The sequence below is a fragment of the Leptotrichia sp. oral taxon 223 genome (assembly GCF_013394795.1).
Lineage (GTDB): Bacteria > Fusobacteriota > Fusobacteriia > Fusobacteriales > Leptotrichiaceae > Leptotrichia.
In genome coordinates this window covers 374720-392523 of the sequence record NZ_JABXYU010000001.1, presented here as the reverse complement: position 1 = coordinate 392523, position 17804 = coordinate 374720, and the positions used below count along the sequence as shown (strand labels likewise).

At 34.1% G+C, this 17804-nt stretch carries 5 protein-coding genes and 1 riboswitch; all 5 genes read left to right on the top strand.

Annotated elements, in window-relative coordinates:
• The first annotated feature begins 19 nt into the window (after positions 1-19).
• The 5 genes from HW275_RS01930 to HW275_RS01910 all read left to right on the top strand — a co-directional run bounded on the left by HW275_RS01930 (position 20) and on the right by HW275_RS01910 (position 17725).
• On the top strand, positions 20-5602 hold the full coding sequence (locus tag HW275_RS01930; protein ID WP_178934674.1) for an autotransporter-associated N-terminal domain-containing protein: 5583 nt from the start codon (positions 20-22) through the stop codon (positions 5600-5602).
• A gap of 1844 nt (positions 5603-7446) precedes the next feature.
• Positions 7447-13815, top strand: coding sequence for an autotransporter-associated N-terminal domain-containing protein (locus HW275_RS01925; protein WP_178934672.1), 6369 nt, complete (start codon positions 7447-7449; stop codon positions 13813-13815).
• 184 nt (positions 13816-13999) lie between these two features.
• Positions 14000-14689, top strand: coding sequence for a hypothetical protein (locus HW275_RS01920; RefSeq protein WP_178934670.1), 690 nt, complete (start codon positions 14000-14002; stop codon positions 14687-14689).
• A gap of 131 nt (positions 14690-14820) precedes the next feature.
• Positions 14821-14996: riboswitch (Lysine riboswitch) on the top strand.
• 167 nt (positions 14997-15163) lie between these two features.
• Positions 15164-16474 (top strand): diaminopimelate decarboxylase, encoded by a 1311-nt coding sequence (lysA, locus tag HW275_RS01915; RefSeq protein WP_178934668.1) that lies wholly within the window; start codon positions 15164-15166, stop codon positions 16472-16474.
• 33 nt (positions 16475-16507) lie between these two features.
• Positions 16508-17725 (top strand): aspartate kinase, encoded by a 1218-nt coding sequence (locus tag HW275_RS01910; protein ID WP_178934666.1) that lies wholly within the window; start codon positions 16508-16510, stop codon positions 17723-17725.
• Positions 17726-17804: the final 79 nt, after the last annotated feature.

The following is a 17804-nucleotide window of genomic DNA, read 5'->3' as shown; positions in this document are numbered from 1 at the left end:
AAAAAGGAGAGATGGATTAATGACAAATATAAAAAAAATTTCACAAGAATTACGTGCATTTGCGAAAAGAACGAAAAATTTTAAATATACAGAATCTGCATTAATTGTATTTTTAATGACAGGAATGATTTTTATATCAGCTAATATATTTGCAGCCAATGAAGATTCAGGCATCAAAAATCAAGTTAGTCAGATAAACACATCAATAAATCAAATACGTACTGATTTTAAGAGAGCAAGAAAAGAAAACAACAAATTAATGAAAGATACAACATTGGAACTTACTCAATTAATGGAGCAAGGAGATCATGTTGTAAAATCACCTTGGAGCAGCTGGCAATATGGAATAAATTATTTCTATAATGACTGGAAAGGGACTTATAAAGGCAGAGGGGACAAGGAAGAAAAGTACCCATATGAAGGTGTATTTGAAAGAAGCACAGATCCTTATGAAAGATACGTGTCGCCTGAAAGTAAAAATTACTCACTACTTTCTAAAAGCATAAATCCTCGTTCAGCATCATCAAATAACAGACAGGGATTGTCATACGGTATAGCAAGTACATTGCCAGTAAATGAGCCAATTGTAGCTTTTGAAGTAAATGCGGGAATTAACCCAAGAGTGTTTACTGCTCCGACAGTTACTCCACTTACAGCTACACAGCCTAATTTACCAGAAGCTATTAATTTTGTTCCACCAGAAATAACACCACCTAATCCACAACCTGCTGCGATAAGTATACAAGTTTTTGATTTAGATGCTTATTGGAATTCTTATGGGGATACAGTATTAGGAACAAATGTTAATGTGACAGGAACGCATAGTAACAGTGATGGAAGTAGTACAATTGTGCCAGCAGTTGGTTCCAAACCGCAAACAAAAAAAGATAATGCTATAGTAGAGTATATTCAAAGCACTAGTAATGTTAATGATTTTAATTCTGCTGCTGATTCAGTCATGAATGTAGATGTAACCAAAAAAAGAGCCGTTACATTAGATCCCATAAGTGTTTCTACAACTGATTTAAAATTTACTAATAATGGAACTATTAATTTGATTGCAGAACAAACAGGAGGAATAGAAGTTCAAACAGACAATAGTGGATCTAATAATAATACCATAGGAATAAATGGAGCCTCAGGTAAAATACTTGGAACTGGAGCCAAACAAATAGCGATGATATTTACAGATGAAGGAAATTCAAATGGAACTTATACATTACAAAATGATGGAACCATTGTAATGGAAGGAGAACAGTCTCTAGGTTATGGATTAAAAGTAACAAGTAATTGGACGGCTGTTGTTATCAACAATAATAATATAACTATGAAAGGGAATAAAAGTTATGGAATTGCTATAGGAACAAATAATAATGGATTACAGGCAGGTTCATCGGCAACAAATAATGGTACAATTAATATTGAAGGAAATGAATCTGGTGGAATTGCTATTAAGCATGATATGGGTGGAGGAATTAAAAATGCTTCAAATGGAGTAATTAATGTTTCAGGTGAAAATTCCTTTGGAATGTACTCAGATATAAGTGGTAAAAATTATAATAATGAAGGTACTATCAATATAATAGGTTCAAAAAATAAATCTATTGGATTAAGAGTGGAAAACTCAGGAGCTTCTTTAACAAATAAAAAAGAGATTAATATATCTAGTACTGGTACAGAAAATATAGGAATGTATTCTTCAAGTGGTACTGTTACAAATGATAGTAATGCTAAAATAACAGTAACAGCTGGAGAAAATATTGGAATGATGGCAAAAGGTGTGGGACAAGCTGGGAATATGGGAACAATAACAGTAACTTCTGATGGTGCTACAGGAGCAGTTGTTTCATCAGGAGGTCATGCAGCCAACTCAGGAACAATAACGGTAACAGGTAAAACTTCATCTTCAGGGAAAGGGATAGCTGGAATTATAGCTACAGGTGGAAGTGAATTCACAACTCTTGGAAGTGGAGCAATAACAGCTAATGTAAGTGGTAAAAATTCAGTTGGAATATATGCCAAGGACACCAATAGTAAGGTAGAAGTATTAACACATAATACAACTACAGCAGATGGAGCTGTAAACTATGCTGTGGATTCAAATGGTGTAATTAACTTGAATGGTGCAGGTACTGCAAGTACAGGTGCAAAATCCTTGTTATTTTATAATAATGGAGGAAAGATAAACATAACTCAACCGATGACAGCAACTATATCAGGTGGTTCAAATACTCCTGCCACAAGAGGAACAGCTTTTCTGTATCAAGGAACTGGACATAGTTCGTTCACATCTGGGGATATATCAATGTGGGCGACAAGTAAATTTAGTGGATTATCAAATTTAACACTTAATATGAATTCAGGCTCAAGATTGTTTATAGCATCAGATGTAGGTATGAATTTGTCTGATACAACAGGTTCAACATTAGCTAGTGCTTTAGGAGCTAATATTACTGGAAGTGATTATAAAACATTTATGTTGTACAATAGCTTGTTAACACTAAATCAATCTATTAATCTAGATGATACAAATGATGCATATAATCAGCTTGAATTATCTAATTCATCAATTGATAATAATAACAATAACACTATAACTGGTACACAAACAGGACAGACTGCAATTGCACAGGAAAATCTATTAACAAACAGAGCTGCAGTTACAATAAACAATAACGGTATTATCAATTTGTCAGGTGCAAACTCAACAGGAATGTATGCTAAATACGGAATTATTAATAACAATGCAACAGGAACAATTACAATAGGAGATACATCGACAGGACTTTACGGAATAGGGGACAGTATCCTAACAAATACAGGAACAATCACAATGGGTAACAAGTCAACAGGTATGTACTCTGAAGGCTCAACAACTCAAGGTGTAACAAACGCTGGAACTATAACAAGCACTGGAACATCTTCAGTAGGTGTGTTGTTTAAACCTGACGCATCGCTTGCAGCGGGAGCAGTTCTTGGAAATACAGGAAACATTACTTTAGGCGACAGCAGTGTAGGTTTATATGGTGAGAGTACAGCTACAAACTATACAACATCAAATTCTGGAAACATTACAGTAGGAAACAACGGTATTGGTATGTTTGGATATGCTTCTGATGTGGCTGGAGGAACAATTACAGTAGGAGATAAAGGTGTTGGCGTATACTCTCAAGGTGGAAATGTAAACCTTACAGGAGGAACAATTGCAACAGGAGCGTCTGAAGCAGTAGGCGTATACACAGTAGGAAGCGGTCAAACAGTAACAAACAGCGGTACTGCATTTAATTTGGGAGATACATCAGTTGCAATAGCAAATGCAGGAAGTGGGAATACAATTAATTCAACAGCGGCAAATGTAGGATTAGGAACAAATAATATTTATGTTTATTCAAGTGATACCGCAGGAACAGTAAATAACTCTACAAACTTAAGTGCAACAGGTGGAGGAAACTATGGTATCTACTCTGCTGGAAATGTAACAAACTCAGGTAATATGGACTTTGGAAACGGTGTCGGAAATGTTGGTATCTATTCAATTGGTGGAGGTACAGCAACAAATACAGGTACAATCACAATTGGAGCTTCAAATGCAGCAACAAATGCATATGGAATAGGTATGGCAGCAGGATATCAAAACAGTGATACAGGAAATGTAATAAATAACGGGACAATCAATGTAAACGGTGACTACAGTATAGGTATGTATGCAAGTGGAGCAGGAAGTACAGCAACAAATAATAGTAATATAGTATTAAATGGAAACAATACAACAGGTATCTATGCTGACAATGGAGCAACTGCAATAAATACAGGTAATATTTCAACAGGATCAGGAAGCTACACAAATGTAGTAGGAGTATATCTAGGAAAAGGAGCAACACTTAACAATACAGGTACAATCACAATTAATGGAACAAATTCAGTTGGTGTATATTTAAAAGGAGGAACAATTGCCAACTATGGTAATATAACAGTAAATGGAAGCAGCAATCCAAATGATACTGTGTATACGTTTACAACACCTCCAACAGGTAAAGCAGTAGGCGGAGCAGCAATTGATGCACCTGCAGGAGCACAAACTGCAACAGTAACAATAAATGGAGTAACGCAAACGCCAGTAGTGATAAATACATTTGCAAAAAATCCTATTGAAGTGTCAGCATCAAGTATCGGAATGTATGTAAATACATCAGGAAAAGATTACACAAATTCAATAAATGGGCTAGGAAATCTGACTCAGGAAGCTGATTTGATCATTGGTACCGAAGCGACTGAAATGACAAACAGCAAGTCTATTTTGATTAAGGATCCTAGAATTTTAGATCCATATAATACTGCAATTAGAACAAGCGGTGTTTCAAATTGGAATATCTATTCTGGAGGATTGAACTGGCTTGCAACACCAACATTAAATCCAAATGACGGAACAATGACAAGCATTTATATGGTTAAAATACCGTATACAGCTTGGGCAGGAAAAGAAGATACACCAGTACGCAGTACAGATACTTATAACTTCTTAGACGGTTTGGAACAAAGATACGGGGTAGAAGCCTTAGGTACAAGAGAACGTGAATTATTCCAAAAATTAAATGGAATTGGTAATAATGAAGCAACTTTATTCTATCAGGCAACTGACGAAATGATGGGACACCAGTATGGAAACCTTCAACAAAGAATCAATGCAACTGGAAACATACTGGACAAGGAATTCAGATACCTGAAACACGACTGGAGAAATCCGTCTAAACAAAACAACAAGATTAAAGTGTTTGGCACAAGAGATGAGTACAACACTGACACGGCAGGAATCATTGATTACACAAGTAATGCCTACGGTGTAGCGTATGTTCATGAAGATGAAAAAATCAAGATGGGTAACTCAAGCGGATGGTATGCAGGAGCTGTAACAAATAGATTCAAGTTTAAAGATATTGGACATTCAAGAGAAAATCAAACTCAACTTAAAGCAGGAATCTTTAAGACAATGTCGCCAAAAACTGATCACAACGGGGCATTGCAATGGACAATTGGAGGAGATGTATTCTTTGGAATTAATAATATGAAACGTAAATATCTGGTTGTAGACGATATATTCCAGGCAAAATCTGACTACAACTCTTATGGTGCGGCATTGAAGACAGACTTGGGATATGACATAAGAATGAGCGAAAGAACGCATTTACGTCCATACGGAGCATTGAAGATGGAATACGGAAGATTCAATACCATTAAAGAGGATAACGGAGAAATGAGACTGGAAGTGAAAGGAAACGACTACTTCTCAGTTAAGCCAGAAGTTGGAGTTGAATTCAGATATGTACAGCCGCTTGCAGTAAGAACAAACCTGACAGTGGGATTGTCAGCCGCCTATGAAAACGAATTAGGCAAGATGGCAAGCAAGAACAATGAAGGAAGAGTAAGATACACAAGCGCAGACTGGTTCGGAATAAGAGGGGAAAAGGAAGACAGAAGAGGAAACGGTAAATTTGACTTGAATATCGGAGTTGACAACACAAGATTTGGAGTGACAGTAAATGGAGGATATGACACTAAAGGCAATAATATAAGAGGTGGAATAGGATTCAGAGCTATTTACTAGTCCTAATCGTTAATTCAAATTATTTGAACAAAAAAATAGGGAGCAGTGAGATTTGTAGTTTCACTGTTCTTTTTTTGTAGAAATAATACTAAACTCCATTTAATAATGGATTTATTACAAATTCTTCTAGCAAAGAAAAAACATAGTAATATGAAAAAATATTTATTAATCAAAATATCTAATACTATTTTCCATTTAAATAGTAGAAATCAGAAAATTCATGGAATTAAAGCCTTTTTTACAAGATTGTACTGTTTATAACCTATGTAACTATAAAATATCCTTTAATTAAATTTAATCATTAAGTATCCATATAAGGGATTCTTATTCAGAATTTGAAAAACTGCTTATTGTTAATAAATGTTTTTCATAATTCTATGTTTTTTCTTTTTATATAAGCAAGGAAAATCAATCGCCATTTCCCTTGCAACCCTGGCTCGTCTAAGCATTTTTTTGAAATAAAAACGAAACTCGCTGACGCTCAGACAATCGTTTTCATTCCAAAAAAATCACGACATTCTATATTAAATCATAAAGATTATCATAATTAAGTTTTAGGTTTTAACATTTTAAAAATACTAAATAAGCAAAATTTCGTTAAAGGAAAAATAACTAAATACGAATGTATTTCTTTCGCCATAATTTTTATAAAACTAAAACTTATTTATGGAAAAATAACTCTTATTGGCGAAAGGGAGCGTAGTTTTTACGAAGCGAGTTTTATTTTTTCTTTATAAGAAAGTTTTGCGTAAAGCGGGGTAGTTCGTAGAACGTTTCGCCATTATTTCTAAGTAATAGCCAGTTATACATGTTAAAATAACTATTATTGCGAAAAAGGGCATGGCGTCTGATGCCCTTACGTTATAAAAAAATTTAATAAGAAATAGAAAAAACTATTATTAATCATAATATTTATAAACTAAAATTATAAAAGTCCTTAAGATGGATACTTAAAAATTAAATTTGATTTTTTTTAATAAGGCTATCAAATTAATTGTTATAGAATTTTATTTCTATTTTTTAAATAGGGTTTAGTATAAAACACTTGAATGTTATTTTTGCTATTTTATATTTTAAATGGGTTAGAGTATAGTTTGTAATAAGGATAATTTCACAATTAATACAAATGAAAAAAATAGAAATTTTTTTAAAAAAATTAAGATAAGGAAATTATTATTAAACACACGAAAAATTAAATTTTATCATAAAAAAAATGCATGTATTACTAATCAAAAAAAAAGATTTTTATGGAAAATTCTGATTTAATGTTTTTATATTATATTTAAATTTAATAATATAATGAAAAATAATGAAATAGAAAAAAATAAAAAAGTTATTTGAAGTAAAAAAATAATTGACTTTTTGAATTTCTTTGGTAAAATAGAAATGTGATAAGAATGTTTATAGAAAATTCATTTTATAAAATTATATTTTTAAAGTTTATCTTTTACTTAAAAAAATAATAAATAACTAATTATTTATTAAATGTGGCAATAGTTATGTTTAGCCTAGATTTTAAATTAATTTGATTTCTCAGTAGATTTTTTTAAAGTTTAGGTATATATTTAGGCAATTTTAAAAATATAAATTATAATAAAATATTTGACTGAAATAAAGTATTTTAAGAGAAAATCACTTATAATCACTAAATAATCACTTTTCTTAAAAATTATTTTGAATGTTGTTTAAAAAAAATTATGAACAAGTTTCAAATAATATCGTTTTTAAGTAATTTATTATATTTTAAAATATTTTTTTGGTTTTATATTGCATTATATGATAATAGATTTTATAAATGAAAATTTAATTATCACGAAAAATTTTTTACAAGGAGATGTATTAAAATGACAAATAGCATCAGAAAAATAAAGCAGGATTTGCGAGCTTATGCAAAAAGATGTAAAGATGTGCACTATACAGAAGGCCTGTTAATAACATTTTTAGTTACTGGAACTCTTTTTGTGGCAAGTAATCTGTTCCCAGCTTCAGCAAATACAAGTATTGCAAGTCAAAAGCAGGCAATCTCTACATCGATTAAGACAATACATCAGCAAGTTAAAGCAACACGGAAAGAAAATGACAAATTATTAAAAGATACAAATCTTGAACTTATTCAATTAATGGAACAAGGGGATCACGTTGTAAAGTCGCCTTGGAGCAGCTGGCAATATGGTATAAATTATTTTAATAATAACTGGAACGGGACTTATAAAGGACGTGGAGATAAGAAAACGAAATATCCATATGAAGGAGTATTTCAAAGAAGTTCAGATATCTATGAAAGAACAATCTCGACAGACAGTGGAAATTATGGATTGTTAAACAGAAACAGAAGAACAAACTTCGCTTCAGGCTCAGCCGCTGGATATGGTCTAGCAAGTACAAAACCAGTAAAAGAACCAATCGTACCATTTGAGATAAACGCAGGAATACGTCCAAGAAGCATAAATAAATCAGCAATAAGAATAGCAGATAAGACGGCAGTTACACCTACATTGCCAGAAGCAATTAGTTTTACACCGCCAAAACCAGTTATTGGATTGCCAAAATTACCAGAATTACCAGTACCACCTACTTTTAATATACAATTAGGATCATATTGTAATAGTATGGAAAGTTGTAATTCTATGCATCATGAGGGAGGACAATACGGATATGGTGGTACTATTGTAGGAACCGTAAGATCGTTTGAGGCAGGAGATAATATAAATATTACAACAAATAATCCTTCATTAAGATATGGTTGGTCAGATGAATCGGGTGGACATAGTGCACTTTTATATTCATATTTTGATGTTACAAGAGGTGAAAGTACAAGTGCAAAAACTTCAATTTTAACTGGTAATTTAACAGTAACCTCTATAAATCCAGTAACTAGTGATAGTAGTTTACCTGATTACAATAAGCAATTTTTCTTGGTTGGAGGTTCAAGAGTAGCTACTCTTGACAACGTAGTTAACACAACATTAGAAAATAAGGCAACTGTAAATTTAGAAGGACCACTTACAGTAGGATTTGAAGCACAAACAGATGATTATTTTCAAAACAATTATAATAGAGGTGTTGCAGCCTTTTTTCCTTATGCAAGCAAACAAGGAGTACGTGGTTTAACAAATTCAGGGACAATAACTGATGATTCAGAAAAAAATAACTCAGCTATACAGGCTCATATTTCTCCTGGAAATTCAATGAAACTGAAATTAGCAGATTTTGGATCTGGTCATAGCGAGATACCAGTAAAAAATACAAATGGGTATCTAGGATACAAGGTTGGTATGATATTAACATTTGAAAATGTAGATACAAATACTAATTCAAATTATATTTTGAAAAATGATGGAACGATAAAAATTAATGGAGAAAAATCAATAGGGATTCAAGTATTTGCACCAGGATCTCCAAGTAAGGTAACAGTATCAAATACTGGTACTGGGGGAAAAGGTATCTTTATGGGTGGAATTGAAAGTTATGGTATGAAATGGTCTTCACGTGTTGCAAGTGACAGTACAATGGAAAATACTGGAACTATTGAAATATCTGGAGATGCAGGTACAGAAACTAAACCAGATGGTACTGTAAAAATATTGGATTCATTATCATCAGGAATTGCAGTTATAGAAAATAAAAGTTATTCAGGAGCTAATAATGCAATAAGAGCATATACAGGAAAAGTTAAGAATAATGGAGAAATTAAAGTATCTGGTGGTAAAGGTAACACAGGTATGGTTTTAATTGTGGATGCTGCTGATGATATAACGAATGATACAAATGGAACGATTACTGTAAGCAGTGCTGAAAAAAAACAAAATATAGCTATGAGAGTAGATAAAGGATCAATATCAACAGGTGCAAGTGGAACACCAAAAGCAATAAATGATGGAACAATCAATCTGGATGGAGATTCATCAATAGGAATGGTTGGAACAAATGCAGACGTTGTTAATAATGCTGGAAAGAAAATAGGGACTACCAGTGGCAAGACAATCATTAATGGGATTGGTATGGCAACAAGTGGTGGAAAACTTGAAAATGAAGGTGAAATTGAATTAAAAGGTACAGGAGTTTCGACTAACGTTGGTGTATATATGATTAAAGGAACTGCCAATCCGACTGGAACACTTGGTTCAAACAGTAAAATCACAGTAAGTGGTACTAACTCAACAGGAGTATTGGTTACAAATGGTACATTGACTTACGGTGGAAGCACTACGGTTACAGGAGCAGCGGGAGTTGCTGGGGCGATTGTTGGAGATAATAACACCAATACAGCGGATGTGACTGCTACAGGTGGTACAATCACGGTAAATGATGGTGCAGGCGGTTCTGCCGGAGTGTATGAATATACAGCTTCTGATGGGAAAACTAAAGTCAAAAAAGGTTCTTACGGACTTATTGTAGGAAAAGGTTCAAAATTTGTAGGAAAAACTGTGGGAGGAACAACAACATATGCAAATATTGATGCCAATGTAAAAGGTGAACAGTCTATCGGAGTGTATGCTGGAGAAGGTTCAAAAGTAGAACTTAAGGATCATACTGTAAAAGCGTACGAGGGAGCGGTAAACTATGATGCTGATAAAAATTCAACTATAACATTAAAAGGAACAGGAACTGCGACTACAGGGCAAAAATCATTACTATTCTATCTTGGTGAAGATGGTTCAGGAAAAGTTGCGATAGATGGAAAGATGAATGCGACTATTGAGGGTGGAACTACTCCTAATACCAGAGGAAATGCCTTTTATTATGTAGGAAATGGTGGCGACTTTGGAAAGACTCAGATTGTAGACTGGGCAAAAAATAATTTTGGAGACGGAACAAATACAACTTTAGGAAATCTAACTCTAAATATGAATAAAGGCTCAAGACTGTTTATCGCTCAAAATGTTGGAATGGATTTATCTGATACAACGGGAGATGCTGTCTCAAAAGCTACAGGAGCACATATAAATGGAACTGACTATAAGACATTTATGCTGTACTTAAGTAAACTTACAATTAATCAGGATGTAAACTTGGATGATGCCAACGACGCATACAATCAGCTTGAAATTTCAAATTCATCAATAACGAATGCAAATACTAAGACTATAACAGGAACAAAGGCTAATCAGGTTGCAATGGCTCAGGAAAATAACAGGGGTCTGTATGCAAGAAATAAGGTTGTCTTGTCAAATGAAGGAACAATTAACTTAAGTGGTGCAGGTTCTACAGGAATGTATGCTAAGTTTGGAGAATTATACAACAAGGCAACAGGAACTATGACAATAGGTGACAAATCAACTGCTATTTATGGTATTGATGATTCATTGATTGAAAATGCAGGTAAGATTACAATAGGTTCTAATTCAACAGGATTGTATTCAGAAGGTTCCACATCACAGGCGATAAAAAATACAGGAACTATAGAAACGTCTGGAAATGATTCGGTTGCAATTTCTTACAAACCAGATGCGGGACTTGGTTCAGGAACAGTGCTTGAAAATGCAGGAAAAATAACAATGACAGGTGATAGAAATACAGCGATTTACGCAACAGGGACACCAGGATACACAGCTAAAAATAGCGGAACAATCACATTGGGAGATTCGGCATCAATTACAAGTCCTAATGTTGGGCTTTATACAGATCATAACACTGTAACATTGCAAAATACAGGGAAAATAGAGTCTGGAAACAATACAATTGGAGTGTATGGACACAATGTAGAAAATTCAGGTGACTTGAAGATAGGAAATGCTGCAGTTGGAATTTACTCTCAAAGCGGAAATGTTAATTTAACAGGAGGAACAATCACAACTGGAACAGATGAAGCAGTTGGAGTTTACACAGTAGGAAGCGGACAGACTGTTACAAATAGTGGAACTGCATTTAATATTGGAAACAACTCATTTGGATTTGTAAACGTCGGAACAGGAAATACCATAACTTCAAGCATTTCAAATGTAGGGCTTGGAGACAACAATGTGTACATGTATTCAAATGATACTAAAGGTACAGTAACAAACTCTACAAACATAACTTCTACTGGAGAACAGAACTATGGAATCTATTCAGCAGGTACAGTAACAAATAATGGAAACATTGACTTGTCAAGCGGAAAAGGAAGTGTGGCAGTTTACAGTATTAAAGGTGGAACTGCGACAAATAATGCAACAATCACTGTAGGGGCATCGGATGTTGCAAACAGCCTTTACTCAATAGGTATGGGTGCAGGATATTCTACAACTGATACGGGAAACATTGTAAATAAAGGAACAATTAATGTAAATGGAAAACACAGTATAGGTATGTATGCAAGTGGAGCAGGAAGTACGGCAACAAATGATGGAAATATTGTATTGAATGCAAGCAACACAACAGGTATTTACGCTGATAATGGAGCGACAGCAATTAATAACAAATCAATTACAACTGGTTCAGGAACTTACACAAATGCAGTAGGGGTATATCTTGGAAAAGATTCTAAATTGATAAATAACAAAGGCGCAACAATTAATATAGATGCTAAAAATGGTGTGGGAGTTTACTTGAAAGGTGGAACGGTAGCAAACTACGGAACAATCACAGTAAATGGTGCTTCTAAAACAAATAACAATGATGTGGATGGAAACATAATATACAAATTTACAGTGCCTGAAACAGGAAAAGGTGTAGGTGGAGTAGCAATCGACGCACCAGCAGGAGCCCAAACGGCTACAATCACAGTAAATGGAGTGCCACAAACACCAGTGGTAGTAAATACAACAGGTAGAAACCCAATAACAGTATCAGCTTCAAGTATTGGACTGTATGTAAATACATCAGGAGTTGACTACACAAAATCAATAGATGGGTTGCAAAACTTGACAAGTGAAGCAGACTTAATTATTGGTAACGAAGCGGCTGAATCAACAAACAGTAAATATATATTAGTAAACGATCCTAATATAATAAATCCGTATAAAACAGCAATGCTAAGCAATCCAAACATTAAATGGAATGTGTACTCAGGTTCAATAAGCTGGATAGCTACTCCGACATTGGATCCGAATGACGGTTCAATAACAAGCCTATATATGGCAAAAGTACCATATACAGAATGGGCAGGAAGACAGACTACACCAGTAGACAGCACAGATACATACAACTTTACAGATGGGCTTGAGCAAAGATACGGAGTTGAAGCTTTAGGAACTAGGGAAAGAAAGATATTCAGTAAATTAAATGGAATTGGAAACAACGAGGAAGTATTGCTGTACCAAGCATTCGACGAAATGATGGGACATCAATATGGAAACCTTCAACAAAGAATCAATGCAACTGGAAACATACTGGACAAGGAATTCAGATACCTGAAACACGACTGGAGAAATCCGTCTAAGCAAAACAACAAGATTAAAGTGTTTGGTGCAAGAGATGAGTACAACACTGATACAGCTGGAATCATTAACTACACAAGCAATGCTTACGGTGTGGCTTATGTTCACGAAGATGAAAAAATCAAGATGGGCAACTCAAGCGGATGGTATGCAGGAGCTGTAACAAACAGATTCAAGTTTAAGGATATAGGACATTCAAGAGAAAATCAAACTCAGCTTAAAGCAGGAATTTTTAAGACAATGTCGCCTAAGAAAGATTACAATGGAGCATTGCAGTGGACAATCGGCGGAGATGTATTCGTAGGTATCAATGATATGAAACGTAGATACCTGGTTGTAGATGACGTATTCCAGGCAAAATCTGACTATCATTCTTACGGAGCGGCATTAAAGACAGATTTGGGATATGACATAAGAATGAGTGAAAGAACACATTTACGTCCATACGGAGCGTTGAAGATGGAATACGGAAGATTCAATACCATTAAAGAAGATAACGGGGAAATGAGACTGGAAGTAAAAGGGAACGACTACTTCTCAGTTAAGCCGGAAGTCGGAATGGAATTCAGATATGTACAGCCACTTGCAGTGAGAACAAATCTGACAGTGGGATTGTCAGCCGCCTATGAAAACGAATTAGGCAAGATGGCAAGCAAGAACAACCAAGGAAGAGTAAGATACACAAGCGCAGACTGGTTTGGAATAAGAGGGGAAAAGGAAGACAGAAGAGGAAATGGTAAATTTGACTTGAATATCGGAGTTGACAACACAAGATTCGGAGTGACAGTAAATGGAGGATATGACACTAAAGGAAATAATGTAAGAGGTGGAATAGGATTTAGAGCTATTTACTAGAATGAAGAATCATGGAAAAGTGAAGAACTTTAACAACTGAAAATGTAACAGATGTTTGAGTTAGAAGCTTAAAAAGAATGAAAGGACAGTGGAACTTAGGTTTTGCTGTTCTTTTTTGTTTTTCTGGTAAAATAGAGGTATAATATTTATAGGCGGAAAAATTTATTTTTTAGGAGAGGATGTTATGAAAAAAGGAGTTTTGGGCATAAATATAATTTTATTGTGGATTACAATTTGGCATTTTTATAAATTTCCAATAACTGAAAATATGAGTCTGTCCTTGTATAATAAAAAAATTTATAGAAGATTGATTTTCAGTACAATTGATCCAATTGTTAAGGATAAAAATGATTTATTGTTTAATATAAATTTTGGAGGGGAAGAGCAGGATGACGCAGGAAGAGCGTATGTAAAAGGATTAATGAAAAATGAAGAGGTATGGATAGGATATGTTTATTCCTTTAATGAAATTATGGAAGAAAGTCCAGCTTATGCCAGCAATCCTCCAAATGGCGATGAACGAGCGGTAGAAGAATATGTAAACAAACATTCGGGATACTTTTACGTAACTCAAAATGAAACGAAATATCATTTGACAAAAGAAGAAATAATGAAAAAATTTGATTTAAAAGAATTAAAATTTAAAAGTCCAAAATTTTTTGTAGATAAGCTTGGGACGGATAGAGAATTGTCAAATTGGTTTAGAAAAGATTACAATATTTCTTTAAATAGGATAAAAGAAGAAAAAGACAGAGTGTTGACATCACAGATTGAAAGAAAAATTATAAAAGAAAGAATTTTTTGGCTGGGGATTTTAAGTATTTGTTTAGTGTTACAGTTGTTATTTTTAGTAAAGGATAGAAAAAAACTCTAATGAAATGTATGAAATTTAGTTAAAACAATATATTTCATAAAAAGTGACATTTACACTTGAAATTTACTAAAATATACAAAATTTTTAAAAATGCTTTACAAATGTGAAAAAATTAGTTATAATAATAAATATTATGTGATAGAGGTGCAATTATTAAAAGTAAATTTATGGAGAAAAGTCGATTCTGTGAAATAAGTTGAAAGGAATAATTGCCGAAGCGTAGGGATTGACTGTCTTTATTGCTGGGGCTATGGAGAATATCCATAGGACTGTCATTATCAATGGATAATGGGGAGCTGTCAGATATAATTCATATAAATTTTTTAAGTTTTTTAGTTTAAAATAAAAATAATAAAAATTTTTAGATATATGTTTTATATGCTGATGCTTGTTATCAGCATTTTTTATTATCCAGAATCAAAACTACTGAAAGGAGAAGGAAATTTTTTATTTTTAAAAAGTTTCTATGGAAATATGAAATTATTTGGAACATCGAAAGTTAATGAAAAAGGGAATTTATCGATAGGGGGAGTGGATGCGGTTGAACTTGTAAAAGAGTTTAAAACACCACTTTATGTAATGGATCAGGAGCTTGTTGAAACGACTATTGACAAAATGAAAGAAGCTTTTAAGTCGAATAGGTTTGATACACAGATTGCTTATGCGGGGAAAGCGTTTTTGTCAATGGGGATGTTAAAGCTGGTTGATGCTAAGGAACTTGATTTGGATGTGGTTTCTGGCGGGGAGCTTTATACTGCCTATAAGGCAGGATTTCCAATGAACAGGGTGCATTTGCACGGGAACAATAAGACTGTGGAAGAGCTGGAAATGGCAATTGAATTTGGGATAAAGGAGATTGTTATTGATAATGAGGATGAGATTGGTAAAATTGAGAAAATTTGCCGTGAGAAAGGGAAGAAGCAGGCTGTGCTTGTGAGAATTGATCCAGGAATAGAGGCACATACGCATCATTATATTAAGACTTCGGGGCTTACTTCAAAATTTGGGATTTCATTGTTTCAGGATAATCTGTTTGACATAATTAAAAGGCTGAATGATAATGAATGGATTGAGTTTAAAGGTTTTCATACACATATTGGTTCACAAATTTTCCAATCGGCATTCTTTATATTTGCTCTGGATGAGATTTTTAAATATTTGGATAAATTGAAAAAAGAGTTGGGAATAGTAGTTCACACAGTAAATATGGGTGGAGGATTTGGAGTTTACTACAAGGAAGGGGATGATCCGAAACCGATAGAGGAAGTTCTGAGCGAAATAATAACTTATACGGAAGCAATGGAAATCAAGTATCAGATTGGATTTAAGGAGCTTTGTATTGAGCCGGGAAGAAGTATTGTCGGAAATGCAGGAACTACTTTGTATGAAGTTGGAGGAATTAAGGAAACAGTTGGTGGAAAAACGTATGTGTTTATAGATGGAGGAATGTCGGATAATATAAGAACGGCACTTTATCAGGCAGAATATGAGGCGGGAGTCGTGAATAAGATGAATGATACAGATGTGAGAGATATAACTTTGGCAGGAAAGCTGTGTGAATCTGGAGATATTATCATTGAAAAGGGTAAATTGCCAAAATCAACAGAAATAGGGGATATTGTGGCGGTAACGACGACTGGAGCATATTGCTACACAATGTCAAGCAACTATAACAGAATGATGCGTCCAGCAGTTGTATTTGTAAAGGATGGAAAAGCTAAAGTTGCGGTAAAAAGGGAAACACTAGATGATTTGATTAGAAATGATGAAATTTTTGAATTATAAAGAAAGAATAAGAAAGGAAGAGGTGAATTTATTGTGATTATCGTGCATAAATATGGCGGAACTTCGGTTGCTACAACTGAGAAAATAATGAATATTGCAAAATATCTGGGAAGTGTAAAGGATTCTGGAAATGATGTAGTTGTCGTGGTTTCAGCCATGGGGAAAACAACGGATGCCTTAATAAGATTGGCACACGAAATTACTGATAAACCTGATTTGAGGGAGATGGACAGGCTGATGTCGACTGGAGAACAGCAGACAATCGCATTACTGAGCATTGCTTTGCAGACACTTGGACATGAGGCCATCTCGCTTACAGGGGCTCAGGCGGGAATAAAAACGAGCGGACACTATACCAAAAATAGAATTGAGGATATTAACGGAAAAGACATAAAGGAACATTTGTCAAAAGGAAAAATTGTAGTTGTAGCTGGATTTCAGGGAGTAAATGAAGCAGGCGATGTGACAACTTTGGGACGTGGAGGATCTGATACATCTGCAGTAGCTCTAGCTGCAGCACTTGGTGGAAAATGTGAAATTTACACAGATGTTGACGGAATTTATACAATTGATCCGAGAGTTTATAAAAAGGCGAAAAAATTACCTGTAATTTCTTATGATGAAATGATGGAGCTAGCTTTTCTGGGAGCTGGAGTAATGGAGCCAAGAGCCGTTGAGCTTGGAAGCAAATATGGTGTAGAAATTTACGTTGGAAAATCGCTTGGAGAAAGAAACGGAACGATTATAACGTCGGTAGAAAAAACGAAGGAGAATAAGGAAATGGAGCAGAAAGTAATAACTGGAGTATCAATTAATGAAAATATGGTAATGATAAACGTGGAGGAAATCCCGACAAATGCACAGAATGTGTATGAAATTTTTGAAAAGGCTGAAGCAAACGGAATAAATATTGATATGATAAGCCAAAATGATGTGACTAGTCATCACGGAAGCTTTGCTTTTACTTGTCCAAAAACAGATACAGCAGCACTTGAAAAAATCGGAGAGGAAATAGAATCAGAATTTCCGCAAACATCATTTATAATTAATCCATATGTTACAAAAGTTTCGGTAGTAGGAATCGGACTGATAAGTAACATTGGAGTAGCTGCTAAAATGTTTAAAATTCTATCAGAAAACGATATAAGCTTCCATCAGGTTTCTACTTCTGAAATCAGTATTTCGTTAGTTGTAGACGAAGTTATGGGCAAAAGAGTGGCTGAGTTATTTGCAAAGGAATTTGACTTGTAGGAAGTTATCAAAGTATCTTTTTAAGCAATTCAAAGATTATTAAAAAAAATAAATTTTATAATGTAAAATAGATAACGTA